The organism is Pseudomonas putida (genome assembly GCF_009883635.2).
GTDB classification, from domain to species: domain Bacteria; phylum Pseudomonadota; class Gammaproteobacteria; order Pseudomonadales; family Pseudomonadaceae; genus Aquipseudomonas; species Aquipseudomonas putida_W.
The window spans coordinates 2,438,084-2,462,872 of sequence record NZ_CP026115.2; the positions used below are offsets into that span (position 1 = coordinate 2,438,084).

Here is a 24,789-nt window from a genome sequence, read left to right on the forward strand (position 1 = left end):
CGACGGGTACGCAGTGGAAGTGACTATAAATGCATAAGAAAAATAATTTAAATATCTTTAAAGAATAAAGATATGAAGGGATTCCGTGGCCACCTGTGCCGGCCTCTTCGCGGGGCAAGCCCGCTCCTGCAAGTGCCATGACGCCTGCGCGATCGTTGTAGGAGCGGGCTTGCCCCGCGAAAGGGCCAGAGCAGGCTTACCGCTCGCGCAAGGCCTCGTCGCGTGCCTTCATGATCGGCTTGAGCAGGTAGCTCATGATGGTCTTCTTGCCGGTCATGATGTCTACCGTGGCGACCATGCCGGGGATGATCAGCAGCGGCTTCTGGTCGGTGCCCAGGTGGCTCTTCTCGGTGCGCAGCCTGATCAGGTAGTAGGTGGTCTTCTTGTCTTCGTCGGTGATGGTGTCGGCGCCGATCTGCTCCAGCTTGGCCTTTAGCCCACCGTAGATGGTGTAGTCATAGGCGCTGAACTTGATGGTCGCTTCCTGCCCTGGGTGCAGGAAGGCGATGTCCTTGGGCAGGATCTTCGCCTCGACCACCAAGGTGTCGTCCAGCGGCACGATCTCGATGATGTCGCTGCCTGGCTGGATCACCCCGCCGATGGTGTTGACCAGCAGCTGCTTGACGATGCCGCGCACCGGCGAGGTGACCAGGGTACGGCTGACGCGGTCATCCAGTGCCTTGCTGGTGGCGGTAGCCTTGTTCAGCTCGGTACGGGCCTCGTTGAGCTTGGTCAGCGCCTCGCTGCGGAACTTGCCACGGGTCTCTTCGATCTTGCTCTCGACTTCCTTGATGGCCGCTTCGGCACGCGGGATGGCCAGCGCCGTGGAGTCCATCTGACCACGGGTTTCCACCTCGGAGCGGCGCAGGCGCAGCACTTCTACCTGGGAGATCGCGCCCTGGGCCACCAGCGGCTCGGACATGCCGATCTCTTGGCGCAGCAACTGCAAACTGTTGGCGTACTGGGCACGCTTGGAAGTGAATTCGCGCAGCTCCTGCTGCTTCTGCACCAGCTGCTGCTGCAGGCCACCGAGCTCGTCCTGCAACTGCTGGCGGCGGCTCTGGTACAGCGACTGCTCGTCCGCTGCCTGGCTTGGCGCTGCCTTGCGCAGTTCTTCGTCGATCTTCAGCGGGCGGTCCTCGACCTCGGCGCTCAGGCGCTCGACGCGCAGGGCCATGGCCAGGCGGTCGGCCTCGGTTTCACCGACATTGGAGGCAAAACGGGTTTCGTCCAGGCGCAGCAGCGGCTGGCCGACCTCGACCACCTGCCCTTCCTTGGCGAAGATCTCGGCGACGATGCCGCCCTCGAGGTTCTGGATCTTCTGCACCTTGGACGAGGGAATGGCCTTGCCTTCTCCGCGGGTCACCTCGTCAATGGGTGCGAAGCTGGCCCAGACGATGAGGAACAGGAAGAACGCGATCACGCCCCAGATGGTCAGGCGCACGACGCGCGGGGCGTCTTCGATGAGCGCTTTGTTGACCTCGGGCAGCGGCTGCCCGCTGAGCGAGTCGGAGCCTTTGAAATAGCGGCGCAGGCCGTCCTTGAACACGCCGAAATCGAGCTTATGCAACACTGATCTGCCCCTTCTTCAACGCATCCATGACGGTGGCTTTCGGGCCATCGGCAACAATCTGTCCTCGGTCGATGACGATCAACCGGTCGACCAGTGACAGCAACGAGGCCCGGTGGGTGACCAGCAGCACGGTCTTGTTTTCCACCACGGCCTGCAGGCGTTGCTTGAGGCGCTCTTCGCCGGTGTTGTCCATGGCGCTGGTCGGCTCATCGAGCAGCAGGATCTGCGGGTTGAGCAGCAGCGCACGGCCCAGGGCGACGTTCTGCCGCTGGCCGCCGGAGAGGTTCTGGCCACGCTCACCCACCTGCAGCTCGTAGCCGTCCGGGTGCAGGCGGGCGAACTCGTGCACGCCAGCCAGCTCGGCGGCTTGCAGGATAAGCTCGTCCTCGATGTAGCGGGCACCGCTGACCAGGTTGTCACGCAGGGTACCGGCCAGCAGCTGGATGTCCTGCGGGACGTAGCCGACGTTGTGGCGCAGTTCGCTGACGTCGATCTGGCGGATGTCCACGCCGTCCACCAGCAGCGAGCCGTTGTCGGTTTCGTACAGGCCCACGATCAACTTGGCCAGCGAGCTTTTGCCCGAACCACTGCGGCCGATGATGCCGACCTTCTCGCCCGGGCGGATGTTCAGGTTGATGCCCTTGAGTGCCTGGTTCTGCTGGTTCGGGTAAGTGAAGTCGACGCCGCGGAACTCGATGCCGCCCTGCAGCACCTTACGGCTCAGCGGGCGCTCCTCGAAGTTGCGCTCCTGCGGCAGCTCCATCATCTGGTTGGTCGAAACCATGGTCACCTTGGCCTGCTGGTAGCGGGCCAGCAGGCCGTTGAGCGAACTCAACGGGCCCAGGGCGCGGCCGCTGAGCATGTAGCAGGCCACCAGGCCGCCCATGCTCAGGTTACCGTCGATGATCAGGTACACGCCGACGCAGATCATCGCCACGCCAGCCAGCTGCTGGATCATCAAGGTGATGTTCATCGCCAGGCTCGACAGCACCTTCACCCGCAGCTCGAGGCGGCTGAGGGTGCCAAGGGTCTGTTCCCACATGTACTGGCGTTCGCTTTCGGCGTTGTTGACCTTCACCGCGTCCAGCCCGGCCAGGGTTTCGATCAGGCTCGACTGGCGCTCGGAGGCCAGCGCCATGGTCCGTTCCATGGTCGCCATCAGCGGCCGCTGCAGGGCGTAGCCGATGCCCAGGGCCAGCGGGAAGGCGAGGATCGGGATCCACACCAGGTGCCCGCCGATGATGGCGATGACCAGGAGGATGATGAACGTGAACGGCAGGTCGATCAGGCTGGTCAGGGTCAGCGAGGCAAGGAAGTCGCGCAGGCCCTGGAACTCGTGGATGTTCTGGGCAAAGCTGCCGACCCGCGCCGGGCGGTACTTCATCGACATGCCGACGATGCGCTCGAACAGCGTGGCCGAGATGATCAGGTCGGTCTTCTTGCCAGCCAGGTCCAGGCACAGGCCGCGCAGGCCTTTGAGGATCAAGTCGAACAGGTAGGCGCCGGTGATGCCGATGGCGAGTACCCACAAGGTCGAGGTGGCCTGGTTGGGCACCACGCGGTCATAGACGTTCATCACGAACAGCGGCGCGGCCAGGGCGATCAGGTTGATCACCAGGCTGGCGGCGATGGCGTCGATGTACAGCCACTTGCTGCGCAGCAGGGTGTCGCGGAACCAGGACTTAGCCCGCGGAATCAGGTTGCCATGGTTGACGTCGTACTTGTGCTGCGGCTGGGCGAAAAACACCTTGCCGCTGTAGTCCTCGACCAGCGCCTCGCGACTGACCAGCACCTCACCACCGTCGCTCTCACTGAGCAGCAGGCGTGCGCTGCCGTCGCTCTCCCAACCCAGCAGCACCGCAGCGCGGCCTTCCTTGAGCAGCAGCATGGCCGGCATGGCGATGCTCGGGATCTGCTCCAGCTTGCGTTGCAGCAGGCGCCCCTGCAGGCCGGCGCGAGCGGCGGCGCGGGGCAGCAGCTCGGCGTTCAAGCGCTGGGACGGCAGCGGCAAACCGGTGGTGAGCATCGCCCGGCTGGCAGGCTTCTGATGCAGGACGCACAGCGTCAGCAGGCTATCCAGTAATGGATCGTCATGCTGACTGCGTGGATCGTGGTTGAGTTGGACTCGACTGACTTCGGATTCCACGCGGTGCTCTCTTCAACCTGGCGGGTAGTGGATGGGTGTCCCTCAGTTCAGGCCTGGCAGGTTCACCCGGGGTTTCAAATCGTTCTGCACAACAGTGGCCATCGGCGCGACAACGCCCTGGCTCTTGAGCAGCTGGCCAATGGTCGCCTTGATTCGATATTGAGTAAACAACTGAATATTCTTCACCTCCACCAAACGGCGCTGGGCGGTGAAGGTTTCGTTCTCGCTGTCGAGCAGGTCGAGCAAGGTCCGCTCGCCGAGGCTGAACTGCTGCTGGTAGGCGCTGCGCACACGGTTGCTGTGGTCGACGTACTGCTGGGCGATCGGTACCTGGGCGTTGGCGTTTTCCTGGGCGTTCCAGGCCAGCCCCAGTTCTTCGTTGAGCTGGCGCAGGGCGTTGTTGCGGATGTCCAGGGCCTGGCCGGCCAGGTGTGACTTGGCTTCCAGGTCGGCCTTGTTGCTGCCGCCGGCGTACAGGTTGAAGTTCATCCGCACCATGGCTTCCCAATCGTTGTTGTGACCAACGACACCGTCGATGTTGTTGTCGGCGGTGCGGCCGAGTTCGGCATCGAAGCGCGGGTAGAAGCTGGATTTGGCGGCATCGTACTGTTTTTCCGCTGCGGCGATGTCCGCTTCGGCCGAGCGCAGCACCGGGCTGCTTTCTACCATCTGCGCGCGGGCTTCTTCCAGGCTGGCGGGCAGCAGGTCGATGAACGGCGCCGGGGCGCTCAGCTCATCCGGCATCTGCCCCACCACGCTCAGGAAGTTGGTGTTGGCGTCGGCCAGGTTGGTCTGCTCGGTGATCAGGTTGTTCTGGGCCTGGGCCAAGCGCGCTTCAGCCTGGTCGAGGTCGGCCAGACGGCCGACGCCACGGCTGGTGCGCAGCTTGATCTGGTCGAGGATGCGTTCGTGGTTCTGCAGGTTCTCCTGGGCCAGGCGCACCATCTCGCGGCGCGACAGCACATCCAGATAGACCTTCGCCACGTCCAGGCCAGTGCGCTCGGAGGTGTCCATCAGCGCATAGGCGCGGGAGTTGGCGGTGGCCTGCTGGCGGCCAACTTCGCTGGAGGTGGCGAAGCCATCGAACACCATCTGTCGCAGGCGGATGGCCGACTCGCCACGGTTCAGGGTTTCCCAGCGGTTGCCGGTACTCGGGCTGTCGCTGCCTTCACGGCCGTAGCCGGCGGTGACGTTAACCTGCGGCAAATAGCCGCCCTTGGCGGCGCGCAATTGGTAGTCCGCGGCCACGCGCGCGTTCACCCCGGCCTGGATCTCGGGGTGCACTTCAAGGGCCTGCTGCATGGCTTCTGGCAGCGTCTGGGAGTGGGCAAAAGTGGCGACAAAAGCGAGTGGCAGAGCGGTAAACAGTGGCGCACGCATGTTTTTACGGATCCCCGAAGGCGCTGTTGTTCTGAATCACGGCAGAAGCTGTGCAGGTTTGGAAAATGACAACCTGATCTGAGCGATGAGCGAGCTTCCAACAGGGCACTTGGAGAGGCACTTCGGGAAGGGAATGCAAACGTTCAAATATCAATGTGACATTACTTCGTCGATTGTTTAGGATGACGAACATAAGGTCAATAGTTTGGCATAAAGTTAATTCCAATGAGTTATAGCCAATTTATTGACGTCAAAAATTTCAGACATATTAATGACACAATTCCGCCTGATGAGGCGCCGCGGGCGCCTTTCGGAGCAGGGACGTCCCATCATCGGGTAAGCCGGAGAGTCCAATGAGCAGCGTTGTTGCCATCGTCAAGAGCATTGTTGGCCAGGTCATCGCAGTATCCCCAGAAGGCATCCGGCGCGTACTCATCGAGGGTGACCGCCTGTTCGCGGGCGAGCAGGTGCTCACGGGCGCGGGCGGGGCCGTTACTCTGGAACTGGCCGATGGCCGCCTGCTCGACCTGGGTCGCGACTCCCAGTGGAGCGCCGATGCTCCGGACAGCAGCACCGACCTGGGCCAGGCCGCCGCTCAGGCCGCACCGTCCGTTGAAGAGTTGCAACAGGCGATCGCCGCCGGTGTCGACCCGACCACTCAGCTCGAAGCAACGGCAGCCGGCCCTTCGGCGGCAGGTGGTGGCGGCGCGGTCGGCGGCGGCCACAGCTTCGTGATGCTCGACGCCACGGCTGGCAGCGTGGACCCGACCATCGGCTTCCCTACGGCTCCGATAGGTTTCGCCACCGCAGCGACCACTGAGGAAACAGGAGGGGTCGATACCACCTCCAGTACGGCGGTCACGATGATCGCCACCGACCTCACCCTCAGCGCCACCCCTTCCATCACCGAAGCGGGTGGCGTCATCGTCTATACCGCCACCGTTGGCCAGGCTCCGGCGACCAATCTGACCGTGACCCTGTCGAACGGCGCGGTCATCGTCATTCCGGCCGGCCAGACCACCGGTACAGTCAACGTGCCGGTTGCAGGGAACGACACGCCGTACATCGATGGCGGGCAGATTTCCACCACCGTGACCGGCACCACCGGTGGCGGCAACGTGATCGTGACCCTGCCGCAGACGCCGGCAGTGACCGAAATCACCGACACCATCGACACCACCACCGCCACCCTGACCGCGTCGCCCAGCGTGACCGAGGGTGGCGTGATCACCTACACCGTGACCTTGAGCAACCCTGCGCAGACTCCGGTGACCGTGACCCTGTCCAACGGCCAGACCATCACCGTTGAGGCCGGTAAGAGCATCGGTAGCGTCGATTTCCAGACCCCGGCCAATGATGTCTACAACAACGGTTCGACCGTCAGCACCACCATCACCGGTGCCACTGGCGGCAACTTCGAGCAACTGACGCCGAACCCGGCGCCTGCCGAGACCGTCGTCAGCGACTCGGTCGACACCACTACTGCCACCCTGACCGCGTCGCCTAGCGTGACCGAGGGTGGCGTGATCACTTACACCGTGACCCTGAGCAACCCTGCGCAGACTCCGGTGACCGTGACCCTGTCCAACGGCCAAACAATTACCGTCGAAGCCGGCAAGAGCACCGGTAGCGTCGATTTCCAGACGCCGGCCAATGATGTCTACAGCAACGGTTCGATCGTCAGCACCACCATCACCGGTGCCACTGGCGGCAACTTCGAGCAGCTGACGCCGAACCCGGCGCCTGCCGAGACCGTCGTCAGCGACTCGGTCGACACCACCACTGCGACTCTCTCGGCTACCCCAGGTGTTACCGAAGGCGGCGTGATCACCTACACCGTGACCCTGAGCAACCCTGCCCAGACTCCGGTGACCGTGACCCTGTCCAATGGCCAAACAATTACCGTCGAAGCCGGCAAGAGCACCGGTAGCGTTGATTTCCAGACCCCGGCCAATGACGTCTACAACAACGGTTCGACCGTCAGCACCACCATCACCGGTGCCACTGGCGGCAACTTCGAGCAGCTGACCCCGAACCCGGCGCCTGCCGAGACCGTCGTCAGCGACTCGGTCGACACCACCACTGCTACCCTGACCGCATCGCCTAGCGTGACTGAGGGTGGCGTGATCACTTACACCGTGACCCTGAGCAACCCGGCTCAGAGCGCCGTGACTGTGACCCTGTCGAATGGCCAGACCATCACCGTCGAAGCGGGCAAGAGCGTGGGCAGCGTCGATGTACCGACGGCCGCCAACGACGTCTACAACAACGGTTCCAATGTTTCTGTTTCGATCGAGAAAGCCGAAGGCGGTAACTTCGAAGCCCTGGACGCCGACAAGACTCCGGTCGAGACCGTTATCAGCGACTCCATCGACACCACCATCATTTCGCTGTCGGCTTCGGAAAGCGTGGTCGAGGGCGGCAAGATTACCTACACCGCCACCCTGACCAATGCCGCTCAGACCGCAGTCACTGTGACCCTGTCGAACGGTAAAACCATCGTCATCGACGCTGGTAAAACCACCGGCAGCGTGGAATTCCAGACCGCTGACGATGATGTTTACAACAATGCGCATTCCGTTGAAGTAACCATCGACAAAGCCGAAGGCGGCAACTTCGAAAATCTGGAGATCAATACAGAGGCTGCGAAAACCGACATTACCGACTCGTCCGACACCACGACCGTGTCGCTGTCGGCTTCGGAGAGCGTGGTCGAAGGTGGCAAGATCACCTACACCGCCACCCTGACCAACGCCGCACAGACCGCCGTCACGGTGACGCTGTCGAACGGCAAGACCATCGTGATCGACGCCGGTAAAACTACCGGCAGCGTCGAGTTCCAGACCGCGGACGATGACGTCTACAACAACGCGCATTCCGTTGAAGTAACCATCGACAAGGCTGAAGGCGGCAACTTCGAAAACCTGGAGATCAATCCAGAGGCTGCGAAGACCGAGATCACTGACTCTTCCGACACCACGACCGTGTCGCTGTCGGCTTCGGAAAGTGTCGTTGAAGGCGGCAAGATTACTTACACCGCCACCCTGACCAATGCCGCTCAGACCGCAGTCACCGTGACGCTGTCGAATGGCAAGACCATCGTGATCGACGCCGGCAAAACTACCGGCAGCGTCGAGTTCCAGACCGCTGACGATGATGTTTACAACAACGCGCATTCCGTTGAAGTAACCATCGACAAAGCCGAAGGTGGCAACTTCGAAAACCTCGAAGTGGACAGCACTGCAGCGAAAACCGAGATCACTGACTCGTCCGACACCACGACCGTGTCGCTGTCGGCTTCGGAAAGCGTGGTTGAAGGCGGCAAGATTACTTACACCGCGACCCTGACCAACGCCGCACAGACCGCCGTCACGGTGACGCTGTCGAACGGCAAGACCATCGTGATCGACGCCGGTAAAACTACCGGCAGCGTCGAGTTCCAGACCGCGGACGATGACGTCTACAACAACGCGCATTCCGTTGAAGTAACCATCGACAAGGCTGAAGGCGGCAACTTCGAAAACCTGGAGATCAATCCAGAGGCTGCGAAGACCGAGATCACTGACTCTTCCGACACCACGACCGTGTCGCTGTCGGCTTCGGAAAGTGTCGTTGAAGGCGGCAAGATTACTTACACCGCCACCCTGACCAATGCCGCTCAGACCGCAGTCACCGTGACGCTGTCGAATGGCAAGACCATCGTGATCGACGCCGGCAAAACTACCGGCAGCGTCGAGTTCCAGACCGCTGACGATGATGTTTACAACAACGCGCATTCCGTTGAAGTAACCATCGACAAAGCCGAAGGTGGCAACTTCGAAAACCTCGAAGTGGACAGTACTGCTGCGAAGACCGACATCACTGACTCGTCCGATACCACCACGGTGTCGCTGTCGGCCTCGGAGAGCGTGGTTGAAGGCGGCAAGATCACCTACACCGCCACCCTGACCAACGCCGCTCAGACCGCAGTCACCGTGACCCTGTCGAATGGCAAGACCATCGTTATCGACGCTGGTAAAACTACCGGCAGCGTCGAGTTCCAGACCGCAGACGACGACGTCTACAACAACGCCCACAGCGTTGAAGTAACTATCGACAAGGCGGTAGGCGGTAACTTCGAGAACCTGGAGATCAATCCAGAGGCTGCGAAGACCGATATCACTGACTCGTCCGACACCACCATGGTGTCGCTGTCGGCCTCGGAAAGCGTGGTTGAAGGCGGCAAGATCACCTACACCGCCACCCTGACCAATGCGGCTCAGACCGCAGTCACCGTTACGCTGTCGAACGGCAAAACCATCGTTATCGACGCCGGCAAGACCACCGGCAGCGTGGAGTTCCAGACCGCTGACGATGATGTTTACAACAACGCGCATTCCGTTGAAGTAACTATCGACAAGGCGGTAGGCGGTAACTTCGAGAACCTGGAGATCAATCCAGAGGCTGCGAAGACCGACATTACCGACTCGTCCGACACCACCACCGTGTCGCTGTCGGCTTCGGAAAGCGTGGTTGAAGGTGGCAAGATCACCTACACCGCCACCCTGACCAACGCGGCTCAGACCGCCGTCACCGTCACCCTGTCGAACGGCAAGACCATCGTGATCGACGCTGGTAAGACCACCGGTAGCGTGGAATTCCAGACCGCAGACGATGATGTTTACAACAACGCACACAGCGTTGAAGTAACTATCGACAAGGCGGTAGGCGGTAACTTCGAAAACCTCGAAGTGGACAGCACTGCAGCGAAAACCGAGATCACCGACTCGTCCGATACCACCACGGTGTCGCTGTCGGCCTCGGAGAGCGTGGTTGAAGGTGGCAAGATTACCTACACCGCCACCCTGACCAATGCTGCTCAGACCGCGGTCACCGTGACGCTGTCGAACGGCAAGACCATCGTCATCGACGCCGGCAAAACCACCGGCAGCGTCGAGTTCCAGACCGCAGACGATGACGTTTACAACAACGCGCATTCCGTTGAAGTAACCATCGATAAAGCCGAAGGTGGCAACTTCGAGAATCTGGAGATCAATCCAGAGGCTGCGAAGACCGACATTACCGACTCGTCCGACACCACTACGGTGTCGCTGTCGGCCTCGGAAAGTGTCGTTGAAGGTGGCAAGATTACCTACACCGCCACCCTGACCAATGCCGCTCAGACCGCGGTCACCGTCACCCTGTCGAACGGCAAGACCATCGTCATCGACGCCGGTAAGACCACCGGTAGCGTCGAATTCCAGACTGCAGACGATGACGTCTACAACAACGCCCACAGCATTGAAGTAACTATCGACAAGGCGGTAGGTGGCAACTTCGAGAATTTGGAGATCAATCCAGCCGCAGCCAAGACCGAGATCACCGACTCGTCCGATACCACCACGGTGTCGCTGTCGGCTTCGGAAAGCGTGGTCGAAGGCGGCAAGATTACTTACACCGCCACCCTGACCAATGCCGCTCAGACCGCAGTCACCGTGACGCTGTCGAATGGCAAGACCATCGTGATCGACGCCGGCAAAACTACCGGCAGCGTCGAGTTCCAGACCGCGGACGATGACGTCTACAACAACGCCCATTCCGTTGAAGTAACCATCGACAAGGCTGAAGGCGGCAACTTCGAAAACCTGGAGATCAATCCAGAGGCTGCGAAGACCGAGATCACTGACTCTTCCGACACCACGACCGTGTCGCTGTCGGCTTCGGAAAGTGTCGTTGAAGGCGGCAAGATTACTTACACCGCCACCCTGACCAATGCCGCTCAGACCGCGGTCACCGTGACCCTGTCGAACGGCAAGACCATCGTGATCGACGTCGGCAAAACTACCGGCAGCGTCGAGTTCCAGACCGCTGACGATGATGTTTACAACAACGCGCATTCCGTTGAAGTAACCATCGACAAAGCCGAAGGTGGCAACTTCGAAAACCTCGAAGTGGACAGCACTGCAGCGAAAACCGAGATCACTGACTCGTCCGACACCACGACCGTGTCGCTGTCGGCTTCGGAAAGCGTGGTTGAAGGCGGCAAGATTACTTACACCGCGACCCTGACCAACGCCGCACAGACCGCCGTCACGGTGACGCTGTCGAACGGCAAGACCATCGTGATCGACGCCGGTAAAACTACCGGCAGCGTCGAGTTCCAGACCGCGGACGATGACGTCTACAACAACGCGCATTCCGTTGAAGTAACCATCGACAAGGCTGAAGGCGGCAACTTCGAAAACCTGGAGATCAATCCAGAGGCTGCGAAGACCGAGATCACTGACTCTTCCGACACCACGACCGTGTCGCTGTCGGCTTCGGAAAGTGTCGTTGAAGGCGGCAAGATTACTTACACCGCCACCCTGACCAATGCCGCTCAGACCGCAGTCACCGTGACGCTGTCGAATGGCAAGACCATCGTGATCGACGCCGGCAAAACTACCGGCAGCGTCGAGTTCCAGACCGCTGACGATGATGTTTACAACAACGCGCATTCCGTTGAAGTAACCATCGACAAAGCCGAAGGTGGCAACTTCGAAAACCTCGAAGTGGACAGTACTGCTGCGAAGACCGACATCACTGACTCGTCCGATACCACCACGGTGTCGCTGTCGGCCTCGGAGAGCGTGGTTGAAGGCGGCAAGATCACCTACACCGCCACCCTGACCAATGCGGCTCAGACCGCAGTCACCGTCACCCTGTCGAATGGCAAGACCATCGTCATCGACGCCGGTAAGACCGCCGGTAGCGTGGAATTCCAAACCGCGGACGATGACGTTTACAACAACGCCCACAGCGTTGAAGTAACCATCGACAAAGCCGAAGGCGGCAACTTCGAAAACCTCGAAGTGGACAGCACTGCAGCGAAAACCGAGATCACTGACTCGTCCGACACCACCACCGTGTCGCTGTCGGCTTCGGAGAGCGTGGTCGAAGGCGGCAAGATCACCTATACCGCCACCCTGACCAATGCCGCTCAGACTGCGGTCACCGTCACGCTGTCAAACGGCAAGACCATCGTGATCGACGCTGGTAAGACCACCGGCAGCGTGGAACTCCAGACCGCAGACGATGATGTTTACAACAGCGCGCATTCCGTTGAAGTAACCATCGACAAAGCCGAAGGTGGCAACTTCGAAAACCTCGAAGTGGACAGCACTGCAGCGAAAACCGAGATCACTGACTCGTCAGATACCACTACGATTTCACTGTCGGCTTCGGAAAGTGTGGTTGAAGGCGGCAAGATTACTTACACCGCCACGCTGACCAATGCCGCGCAGACCGCAGTCACCGTCACCCTGTCGAACGGCAAAACCATCGTGATCGACGCGGGTAAAACTACCGGCAGCGTCGAGTTCCAGACCGCAGACGATGATGTTTACAACAACGCACACAGCGTTGAAGTAACTATCGACAAGGCGGTAGGCGGTAACTTCGAGAACCTGGAGATCAATCCAGAGGCTGCGAAGACCGATATCACCGACTCTTCCGACACCACCACGGTGTCGCTGTCGGCTTCGGAGAGCGTGGTTGAAGGTGGCAAGATCACCTACACCGCCACCCTGACCAATGCTGCTCAGACCGCAGTCACCGTTACGCTGTCGAACGGCAAAACCATCGTTATCGACGCCGGCAAGACCACCGGCAGCGTGGAGTTCCAGACCGCTGACGATGATGTTTACAACAACGCGCATTCCGTTGAAGTAACTATCGACAAGGCGGTAGGCGGTAACTTCGAGAACCTGGAGATCAATCCAGAGGCTGCGAAGACCGACATTACCGACTCGTCCGACACCACCACCGTGTCGCTGTCGGCTTCGGAAAGCGTGGTTGAAGGTGGCAAGATCACCTACACCGCCACCCTGACCAACGCGGCTCAGACCGCCGTCACCGTCACCCTGTCGAACGGCAAGACCATCGTGATCGACGCTGGTAAGACCACCGGTAGCGTGGAATTCCAGACCGCAGACGATGACGTTTACAACAACGCGCACAGCGTTGAAGTAACTATCGACAAGGCGGTAGGCGGTAACTTCGAAAACCTCGAAGTGGACAGCACTGCAGCGAAAACCGAGATCACTGACTCGTCCGACACCACCATGGTGTCGCTGTCGGCCTCGGAAAGTGTCGTTGAAGGCGGCAAGATCACCTACACCGCCACCCTGACCAATGCCGCTCAGACTGCGGTCACCGTCACGCTGTCAAACGGCAAGACCATCGTCATCGACGCCGGTAAAACTACCGGCAGCGTGGAGTTCCAGACCGCTGACGATGATGTTTACAACAACGCACACAGCGTTGAAGTAACCATCGACAAGGCGGTAGGCGGCAACTTCGAAAACCTCGAAGTGGACAGCACTGCAGCGAAAACCGAGATCACTGACTCGTCCGATACCACCACGGTGTCGCTGTCGGCCTCGGAAAGTGTCGTTGAAGGCGGCAAGATCACCTACACCGCGACGCTGACCAATACGGCTCAGACCGCGGTCACCGTCACGCTGTCGAACGGCAAGACCATCGTGATCGACGCGGGTAAAACTACCGGCAGCGTGGAATTCCAGACCGCTGACGATGACGTTTACAACAACGCGCATTCCGTTGAAGTAACCATCGACAAAGCCGAAGGTGGCAACTTCGAGAACCTGGAGATCAATCCAGAGGCTGCGAAGACCGACATTACCGATTCGTCCGACACCACCACCGTGTCGCTGTCGGCCTCGGAGAGCGTGGTTGAAGGCGGCAAGATTACTTACACCGCCACCCTGACCAATGCCGCGCAGACCGCCGTCACCGTGACGCTGTCGAACGGCAAGACCATCGTGATCGACGCGGGTAAAACTACCGGCAGCGTCGAGTTCCAGACCGCAGACGATGATGTTTACAACAACGCACACAGCGTTGAAGTAACCATCGACAAGGCTGAAGGCGGTAACTTCGAGAACCTGGAGATCAATCCAGCCGCTGCGAAGACCGATATCACTGACTCGTCCGACACCACGACCGTGTCGCTGTCGGCCTCGGAAAGTGTCGTTGAAGGCGGCAAGATCACCTACACCGCGACGCTGACCAACGCCGCTCAGACAGCCGTCACGGTGACGCTGTCGAACGGCAAGACCATCGTGATCGACGCCGGTAAAACTACCGGCAGCGTCGAGTTCCAGACTGCTGACGATGACGTCTACAACAACGCGCAAAGCGTTGAAGTGACCATCGACAAGGCGGTAGGCGGTAACTTCGAGAACCTGGAGATCAATCCAGAGGCAGCGAAGACCGATATCACCGACTCGTCCGATACCACCACGGTGTCGCTGTCGGCCTCGGAAAGTGTCGTTGAAGGCGGCAAGATTACCTACACCGCCACCCTGACCAATGCAGCTCAGACCGCGGTCACCGTCACGCTGTCGAACGGCAAGACCATCGTCATCGACGCCGGTAAGACCACCGGTAGCGTGGAATTCCAGACTGCAGACGATGACGTCTACAACAACGCCCACAGCGTTGAAGTAACTATCGACAAGGCGGTAGGCGGTAACTTCGAGAACCTGGAGATCAATCCAGAGGCTGCGAAGACCGAGATCACTGACTCTTCCGACACCACGACCGTGTCGCTGTCGGCTTCGGAAAGTGTCGTTGAAGGCGGCAAGATTACTTACACCGCCACCCTGACCAATGCCGCTCAGACCGCGGTCACCGTGACCCTGTCGAACGGCAAGACCATCGTGATCGACGTCGGCAAAACTACCGGCAGCGTCGAGTTCCAGACCGCTGACGATGATGTTTACAACAACGCGCATTCCGTTGAAGTAACCATCGACAAAGCCGAAGGTGGCAACTTCGAAAACCTCGAAGTGGACAGTACTGCTGCGAAGACCGACATCACCGATTCTTCCGACACGACGACCATTTCGCTGTCAGCCTCGGAAAGCGTGGTTGAAGGCGGCAAGATCACCTACACCGCCACCCTGACCAATGCGGCCCAGACCGCAGTCACCGTGACCCTGTCGAATGGCAAGACCATCGTTATCGACGCTGGTAAAACTACCGGCAGCGTCGAGTTCCAGACCGCAGACGACGACGTCTACAACAACGCCCACAGCGTTGAAGTAACTATCGACAAGGCGGTAGGCGGTAACTTCGAGAACCTGGAGATCAATCCAGAGGCTGCGAAGACCGAGATCACTGACTCGTCCGACACCACTACGATTTCGCTGTCGGCCTCGGAAAGTGTGGTTGAAGGCGGCAAGATTACCTACACCGCCACCCTGACCAATGCCGCGCAGACCGCAGTCACCGTCACCCTGTCGAACGGCAAAACCATCGTGATCGACGCTGGTAAGACCACCGGCAGCGTCGAGTTCCAGACCGCAGACGATGATGTTTACAACAACGCGCATTCCGTTGAAGTAACCATCGATAAAGCCGAAGGTGGCAACTTCGAGAATCTGGAGATCAATCCAGAGGCTGCGAAGACCGACATTACCGACTCGTCCGATACCACCACGGTGTCGCTGTCGGCCTCGGAAAGTGTCGTTGAAGGTGGCAAGATCACCTACACCGCCACCCTGACCAACGCGGCTCAGACCGCCGTCACCGTCACCCTGTCGAACGGCAAGACCATCGTGATCGACGCTGGTAAGACCACCGGTAGCGTGGAATTCCAGACCGCAGACGATGACGTTTACAACAACGCGCACAGCGTTGAAGTAACTATCGACAAGGCGGTAGGCGGTAACTTCGAAAACCTCGAAGTGGACAGCACTGCAGCGAAAACCGAGATCACTGACTCGTCCGACACCACCATGGTGTCGCTGTCGGCCTCGGAAAGTGTCGTTGAAGGCGGCAAGATCACCTACACCGCCACCCTGACCAATGCCGCTCAGACTGCGGTCACCGTCACGCTGTCAAACGGCAAGACCATCGTCATCGACGCCGGTAAAACTACCGGCAGCGTGGAGTTCCAGACCGCTGACGATGATGTTTACAACAACGCACACAGCGTTGAAGTAACCATCGACAAGGCGGTAGGCGGCAACTTCGAAAACCTCGAAGTGGACAGCACTGCAGCGAAAACCGAGATCACTGACTCGTCCGATACCACCACGGTGTCGCTGTCGGCCTCGGAAAGTGTCGTTGAAGGCGGCAAGATCACCTACACCGCCACCCTGACCAATGCGGCCCAGACCGCAGTCACCGTCACCCTGTCGAATGGCAAGACCATCGTCATCGACGCCGGTAAAACTACCGGCAGCGTGGAATTCCAGACTGCAGACGATGACGTCTACAACAACGCGCACAGCGTTGAAGTAACTATCGACAAGGCGGTAGGCGGCAACTTCGAAAACCTCGAAGTGGACAGCACTGCAGCGAAAACCGAGATCACTGACTCTTCCGACACCACGACCGTGTCGCTGTCGGCTTCGGAAAGTGTCGTTGAAGGCGGCAAGATTACTTACACCGCCACCCTGACCAATGCCGCTCAGACCGCAGTCACCGTGACGCTGTCGAATGGCAAGACCATCGTGATCGACGCCGGCAAAACTACCGGCAGCGTCGAGTTCCAGACCGCTGACGATGATGTTTACAACAACGCGCATTCCGTTGAAGTAACCATCGACAAAGCCGAAGGTGGCAACTTCGAAAACCTCGAAGTGGACAGTACTGCTGCGAAGACCGACATCACCGATTCTTCCGACACGACGACCATTTCGCTGTCAGCCTCGGAAAGCGTGGTCGAAGGCGGCAAGATTACTTACACCGCCACGCTGACCAATGCCGCTCAGACCGCAGTCACCGTGACGCTGTCGAATGGCAAGACCATCGTGATCGACGCCGGCAAAACTACCGGCAGCGTCGAGTTCCAGACCGCAGACGACGACGTCTACAACAACGCCCACAGCGTTGAAGTAACTATCGACAAGGCGATAGGCGGTAACTTCGAGAACCTGGAGATCAATCCAGAGGCTGCGAAAACCGAGATCACTGACTCGTCCGACACCACGACCGTATCGCTGTCGGCTTCGGAAAGCGTGGTCGAAGGCGGCAAGATTACTTACACCGCCACGCTGACCAATGCCGCTCAGACCGCAGTCACCGTGACGCTGTCGAATGGCAAGACCATCGTGATCGACGCCGGCAAAACTACCGGCAGCGTCGAGTTCCAGACCGCTGACGATGACGTTTACAACAACGCGCATTCCGTTGAAGTAACCATCGACAAAGCCGAAGGTGGCAACTTCGAAAACCTCGAAGTGGACAGCACTGCAGCGAAAACCGAGATCACTGACTCGTCCGACACCACGACCGTGTCGCTGTCGGCTTCGGAAAGCGTGGTTGAAGGCGGCAAGATTACTTACACCGCCACCCTGACCAACGCCGCTCAGACCGCCGTCACGGTGACGCTGTCGAACGGCAAGACCATCGTGATCGACGCCGGCAAGACCACCGGCAGCGTCGAGTTCCAGACCGCGGACGATGACGTCTACAACAACGCCCATTCCGTTGAAGTAACCATCGACAAGGCTGAAGGCGGCAACTTCGAAAACCTGGAGATCAATCCAGAGGCTGCGAAGACCGACATTACCGACTCGTCCGATACCACCATGGTGTCGCTGTCGGCCTCGGAAAGTGTCGTTGAAGGTGGCAAGATCACCTACACCGCCACCCTGACCAATGCTGCTCAGACCGCAGTCACGGTGACGCTGTCGAACGGCAAGACCATCGTGATCGACGCCGGTAAAACTACCGGCAGCGTCGAGTTCCAGACCGCTGACGATGATGTTTACAACAACGCGCATTCCGTTGAAGTAACCATCGACAAAGCCGAAGGTGGCAACTTCGAAAACCTCGAAGTGGACAGCACTGCAGCGAAAACCGAGATCACTGACTCGTCCGACACCACGACCGTATCGCTGTCGGCTTCGGAGAGCGTGGTCGAAGGCGGCAAGATTACTTACACCGCCACGCTGACCAATGCCGCTCAGACCGCAGTCACCGTGACGCTGTCGAATGGCAAGACCATCGTGATCGACGCCGGCAAAACTACCGGCAGCGTCGAGTTCCAGACCGCTGACGATGACGTTTACAACAACGCGCATTCCGTTGAAGTAACCATCGACAAAGCCGAAGGTGGCAACTTCGAAAACCTCGAAGTGGACAGCACTGCAGCGAAAACCGAGATCACTGACTCGTCCGACACCACGACCGTGTCGCTGTCGGCTTCGGAAAGCGTGGTTGAAGGCGGCAAGATTACTTACACCGCCACCCTGACCAACGCCGCTCAGACCGCCGTCACGGTGACGCTGTCGAACGGCAAGACCATCGTGATCGACGCCGGTAAAACTACCGGCAGCGTCGAGTTCCAGACCGCGGACGATGACGTCTACAACAACGCCCATTCCGTTGAAGTAACCATCGACAAGGCTGAAGGCGGCAACTTCGAAAACCTGGAGATCAATCCAGAGGCTGCGAAGACCGAGATCACTGACTCTTCCGACACCACGACCGTGTCGCTGTCGGCCTCGGAAAGCGTGGTTGAAGGCGGCAAGATCACCTACACCGCGACGCTGACCAATGCGGCTCAGACCGCGGTCACCGTGACGCTGTCGAACGGCAAGACCATCGTCATCGACGCCGGTAAAACCACCGGCAGCGTGGAATTCCAGACCGCTGACGATGACGTCTACAACAACGCGCATTCCGTTGAAGTAACCATCGATAAAGCCGAAGGTGGCAACTTCGAAAACCTCGAAGTGGACAGCACTGCAGCGAAAACCGACATCACCGACTCGTCCGATACCACCACGGTGTCGCTGTCGGCCTCGGAGAGCGTGGTTGAAGGCGGCAAGATTACTTACACCGCCACCCTGACCAACGCCGCTCAGACCGCAGTCACCGTGACCCTGTCGAACGGCAAGACCATCGTCATTGACGCCGGCAAAACCACCGGCAGCGTCGAGTTCCAGACCGCAGACGATGACGTCTACAACAACGCCCACAGCGTTGAAGTAACTATCGACAAGGCGGTAGGCGGTAACTTCGAGAACCTGGAGATCAATCCAGAGGCTGCGAAGACCGACATTACCGATTCGTCCGACACCACCACCGTGTCGCTGTCGGCCTCGGAGAGCGTGGTTGAAGGCGGCAAGATTACTTACACCGCCACGCTGACCAATGCCGCGCAGACCGCAGTCACCGTCACGCTGTCGAACGGCAAGACCATCGTCATCGACGCCGGTAAAACCACCGGCAGCGTCGAGTTCCAGACCGCAGACGATGATGTTTACAACAACGCACACAGCGTTGAAGTAACCATCGATAAAGCCGAAGGTGGCAACTTCGAGAACCTGGAGATCAATCCAGAGGCTGCGAAGACCGATATCACTGACTCGTCCGACACCACGACCATTTCGCTGTCAGCCTCGGAAAGTGTCGTTGAAGGCGGCAAGATCACCTACACCGCGACGCTGACCAACGCCGCGCAGACCGCAGTCACGGTGACCCTGTCGAACGGCAAGACCATCGTCATCGACGCCGGTAAAACCACCGGTAGCGTCGAGTTCCAGACCGCAGACGATGATGTTTACAACAACGCGCACTCCCTTGAAGTAACCATCGACAAAGCCGAAGGTGGCAACTTTGAGAATCTGGAGATCAATCCAGAGGCTGCGAAAACCGACATTACCGATTCTTCCGACACTACGACCGTGTCGCTGTCGGCTTCGGAAAGCGTGGTTGAAGGCGGCAAGATTACTTACACCGCCACCCTGACCAACGCCGCTCAGACCGCAGTCACCGTGACCCTGTCGAACGGCAAGACCATCGTCATCGACGCCGGCAAAACCACCGGTAGCGTCGAGTTCCAGACCGCGGACAATGACGTCTACAACAACGCACACTCCGTTGAAGTAACCATCGACAAGGCGGTAGGCGGCAACTTCGAGAACCTGGAGATCAATCCAGAGGCTGCGAAGACCGATATCACTGACTCGATCAATACCTCCACCGTCACGCTCACCGCGACCGGATCGGTAGTCGAGGGTGGCACGGTGGTCTACACCGCGACCGTTGATGCGCCAGTAACCGAAAAACCGCTGGTCATCAGCTTGGCCAACGGCCAGACCATCACCATCGGCATCAACGAAACCAGCGGTTCGGTCAACTACACCGCGCCGAACAACGTTTACACCACCAATCCGCCGCTGACCAACAGCGTCACCGGTATGACCGGGGGTAATTACGAGAAGCTGGTGGCCGTTGGCACGCCGACCACCACGGTCAACGATGGCCCGAACACCAAACAGGTCACCGACCTCAAGCTGACCGCGACCCCAACTGTCGACGAAGGCGGGCAGATCACCTACAAGGTCACGCTGAGCAATCCGGCCGGCACCGACATGAAGGTCTTCCTGACCAATGGTGAAGTCATCACCATCGCCAAAGGCTTGAGCGAAGGCAGCGTGACGATCAAGGCGCCTGCCGATGACCCATACATCGATCACACCACACTGCAGGTCAAGGTCGATGGCACCACCGGTGGCGACTTCGAGCTGCTGTTCATCGATGGTTCCTACGCCGAAACCAAGGTCACCGACACCATCGACAACACCGGCCTGAGCCTGAGCGCCACCCAGACCGTTGCCGAAGGTGGCCAGATCACCTACACCGCTACCTTGACCAACAAGGCCGACACCGCGATGACGGTGACCTTGAGTAACGGTGCGGTGATCCAGATCGACGCTGGCAAGAGCTCCGGCACCGTCACTGTCGCCGCCCCGGCCAATGACGTGTACATCAGTGCGGGCAACGTCTCGGCGACCATCACCGGTACCACCGGTGGCAACTTCGAGCAGCTGACCGTCAGCGACCAGGCTGCGGTCACCGCCGTGACCGACACCATCCAGACCACCACCCTGAGCATCAACGGCACCGCTGCGGTGGCCGAAGGCGGCACGGCCAGCTACACCCTGACGCTGAGCAACCCGGCGCAGACCGACGTCACCGTCAAGCTGAGCTACACCGGCACCGCCACCAACGGTGTCGACTACACCGGCGTGGTCAACGTGGTGATCAAGGCCAACAGCTCGACGGCCACCTTCACCATCCCGACCTTCAAGGACAACGTCACCGAAGGCAGCGAGCAGTTCACCGTCAAGATCGACTCGGCCACCGGCGGCAACTTCGAGAACCTGGCCGTCAGCGGTACAGCCGGCAGCGCCACCACGGTGATCTACGAACCGGCCCCGGTGCTGGACCTGGACGCCAACAACTCCAGCGGCAAGACCGGCGCCGACTACCAGACCACCTTCACCGAAGGCCAGCCTGGCAGTGGCGTGTCGATCGGCGATGTCGACGTGAGCATCACCGACTACGACAGCTCGATGCTGACCGGCGCCACCGTGACCCTGACCAACCGTCAGCCGGGCGATGCGCTGAACCTGGGCAACAGCATCAACGGCATCACCATCAACGCCAACAGCACCGACGGCAAGGTGGTGCTGACCCTGAGTGGTACCGCGTCGCTGGCTGATTACATCCAGGCGATCAAGAACATCACTTTCATCAACACCAGTGAAGACCCGAGCACCACGCCGCGGATCATCACGGTGACGGTGACCGATGGCGTCAACACCTCGAACACCGCGACCACCACGGTCAACGTGATTGCCGTGAACGACGCGCCGACCACCACCGGCGGCGCGGTCACCGGCAACGAAGACACCGACCTGGTACTGGCCTGGAGCGACTTCAACGTCAGCGACGTCGATTCGCCGCTGAGCAGCCTGGGCGTGACCATCAACACCCTGCCGGGCGCCGGCAAACTGCAGCTGTTGGTTGGCTCGACCTGGACCGACGTCAAGGCCGGCCAGACCGTCAGCCAGGCCGACATCGCCGCCGGCAAGCTCAAGTTCGTACCGGCCGCCAACGAGTCGGGCGTCGACGGCTACGGCGGCACCGGCGTGGGCAACAAGCAGGCCGACTACGCGCAGATCAAGTACACGCCTACCGACGGCAAGGATGCGGGCAACCAGGCCACGCTGAAGGTCGACATCAAACCGGTCGCCGACGCCCCGTCGCTGAGCATCGGCAACAACAGCGTCAACTCGCTGGGCCTGACCAAGGAAACCTGGACCAGCCTCACCGGCCTGGGCACCAACGGCAATGGCATTAACGGTGACGCGCTGAAGAACGTGTTCGCCAACTCTGGCAAAGCGGGCAAGAGCGAAACCGTGACCACCGTCGATACCACGGCCAGCATCACTGCGGGCTCGGGTTCGAAGACTTCCGGCCTGATCTACCTGGAAGCCGGCAAGACCTACACCTTCAGCGGCACCGCCGACGACAGCCTGCAGATCGTCATCGGCGGCAAGAACGTCGCCGGCGCTACCTGGGCCAACGCCAGCGGCAGCATCTCGGGCAGCTTCACCCCGACCACCAGCGGCTACTACACCCTGGAGATCTACAGCGCCAACCAGGCCGGCCCGGGCAGCCTGGACGTCAACATCCAGGTGGGCAGCGGTGCGGTCACCGACCTCAGCAGCGCCAACATCCCGATGTACCCGAACGTCAGTGCGCTGGCGAATGCCGGTGTAACCGTGTCTGACCTGCATGGCAGCAACGGAACGGGCTACTACGACGGCTACAAGCTCAACGAAGGCGGCGAGAACGGTGCCCCGATCAAGCTGGTGAGCATCAGCACCGCGCTGAACGACACCGACGGTTCGGAAAAACTCAGCGTCAAGCTCTCGGGCATTCCGGCAGGCTCGGTACTGGCTGACAGCGCGGGTCACACCATTACCGTTGGCAGCGGCGCGGTCGAAGTCACTGGCTGGAACCTGAGCAGTCTGACCATCAAGCCACCGGCCTACTACCAGGGCCAGTTCGACGTGAAGGTCAGCTCGACCTCAAGCGAAAGCGTCGGCGGCAGCACCGCCACCACCGAAGGCACCATCAAGGTCACGGTCTACCCGCAGACCTACACCACCAGTAACCTGTCGTCCGACAGCGACACCACCACCGGTACCGACGGCAACGACATCATCGTCTCGGACGTCAATGGTCTGCACGTGGTGCCGGGGCAGAACTACAACATCGCCTTCATCGTCGATACCTCGGGCTCGATGGGCTCGTCGGGCGTGAGCGCGGCCAAGTCTTCGCTGGAGTCGGTGTTCAAGACACTGGCGGCCAGCGTCAAGGGCTCCCAGTCCGGCGTGGTCAACATCCTGCTGGTGGACTTCGCCACGCAGGTCAAGAGCACTGTCTCGGTGACCCTCAACGACGCTGGCCTAAAAACCCTGCTCGCGGCGTTGAACAACCTGTCGTCCGGCGGCGGCACCAACTACGAAGATGCCTTCAAGACCACCGCCAACTGGTTCGAGGCGCTCAAGGCAGCGGGTAGCACCGGCAGCAACCAGACGTTCTTCATTACCGACGGGCAGCCGACTTACTACCAGACTGACGAAGATACAAACCCGAACCTGACCAGCAGCGGCATCACCCTGGACAGCTACCTCTCGTCGATCAAGTACACGCTGGGCGACTACGTCTACCGTGGCAGCGTGGACAGCAATACCCGCGTGACCATCGGTACCGACGGCAGCCTCACCATCCAGTACAAGAACAGCAATGGCAGATGGGGCAGCTCCTATGACCTGGGCACCCTGCACGCTCAGGGTGATGGCACTTACGAGCTCTCCTCGCGAGCAGGTAGCGGTAGCAGCACCAGCAACGCCACCTGGAACAACTCGCTGGACAGCTTCAAGATCCTCGCGGGCCTGTCAGAGGTCGAGGCCATCGGCCTGAACAACGGCGTCAACACTAACGACCTGAAGCCGTTCGACACCGATGGCAAGCCGCAGACCAACATCGACCCGAGCAAGCTCGCCGATGCCATTCTCGGCCACACCGAAGCCACCCTGCCGGGTAACGACACAGTCAACGGTGGCGACGGCAACGACATCATCTTCGGCGACCTGGTGACCTTCCCGTCCATCGCCGGTACCGGTGTCGAGGCCATCCAGGCCTATGTGGCCGGCAAGACCGGTGTCGATGTCGGTGACGTGGACGCGCGGGCGATGCACCAGTACGTCAGCGAGCACTACACAGAGTTCGATATCTCGGGGGCCAACGACGGGGCCGACACCCTGCTGGGCGGCGCAGGCAATGACATCATCTTCGGCCAGGGTGGCAACGACTACCTCGATGGCGGCAAGGGCAATGACATCCTGCTTGGCGGCAGCGGCAACGACACCCTGATCGGCGGCCAGGGTAATGACATCCTGATCGGCGGCAGCGGTGCCGACCTGTTCGTGTGGAAGGCCGGTGACGTCGGCAACGACGTGATAAAGGACTTCAAGGCCAGCGAGGGTGACCGCCTCGACCTGCACGACCTGCTGCAGGGCGAGACCGCCAGCACCATCGACAACTACCTGAAGATCACCACCGCCGCAGATGGCACCTCGACCTTGCAGGTCAGCTCCGACGGCAAGCTCAACGCCGGCGGCAGCGCCGACGTGACCATCAAGCTCGAAGGCGTGAACTGGTCGAACACCACGGTCAACTCGTTGATCAGCGGTGCCGACCCGACCATCAAGGTCGATCACTGATCCCCGTCCCGCGGTGGCCAGCGTTGGCCACCGCGGAGGCGGCCTTCCCTGCCACCCTCGCACAGCGCATACTCACGCGCCGGGCTCACCTGCCCGGTGAACTTTGC

4 protein-coding genes are annotated in these 24,789 nt (G+C 60.1%); 1 reads left to right on the forward strand and 3 read right to left on the reverse strand.

Annotated elements, in window-relative coordinates; translation table 11 throughout:
• Window positions 1–196: 196 nt before the first annotated feature.
• From C2H86_RS11145 to C2H86_RS11155, 3 genes are read right to left on the reverse strand one after another with little or no spacing between them, the layout of a single operon-like run.
• Window positions 197–1,573, reverse strand: a complete 1,377-nt coding sequence (locus tag C2H86_RS11145) for an HlyD family type I secretion periplasmic adaptor subunit (protein WP_159412595.1) — start codon at window positions 1,571–1,573, stop codon at window positions 197–199.
• Window positions 1,563–3,719, reverse strand: coding sequence for a type I secretion system permease/ATPase (locus tag C2H86_RS11150; protein ID WP_159412596.1), 2,157 nt, complete (start codon window positions 3,717–3,719; stop codon window positions 1,563–1,565). The genes C2H86_RS11145 and C2H86_RS11150 overlap by 11 nt, the downstream gene beginning before the upstream one ends.
• Window positions 3,720–3,761: 42 nt before the next feature.
• Window positions 3,762–5,099 carry a TolC family outer membrane protein gene (locus C2H86_RS11155; RefSeq protein WP_159412597.1) on the reverse strand — a complete coding sequence of 446 codons (1,338 nt, stop codon included), beginning with the start codon at window positions 5,097–5,099 and terminating at the stop codon, window positions 3,762–3,764.
• Between the two features lie 353 nt (window positions 5,100–5,452).
• Between C2H86_RS11155 and C2H86_RS11160 the strand changes: the two genes are divergently transcribed.
• Complete coding sequence (locus C2H86_RS11160; RefSeq protein WP_163985959.1) at window positions 5,453–24,682, forward strand: retention module-containing protein; 19,230 nt, start codon at window positions 5,453–5,455, stop codon at window positions 24,680–24,682.
• Window positions 24,683–24,789 lie beyond the last annotated feature (107 nt).

Excerpts from the sequence above, each read along its gene's own strand:
- C2H86_RS11155 (WP_159412597.1), bottom strand. The coding sequence starts at position 5,099 with ATGCGTGCGCCACTGTTTACCGCTCTGCCACTCGCTTTTGTCGCCACT.
- C2H86_RS11160 (WP_163985959.1), top strand. The coding sequence starts at position 5,453 with ATGAGCAGCGTTGTTGCCATCGTCAAGAGCATTGTTGGCCAGGTCATC.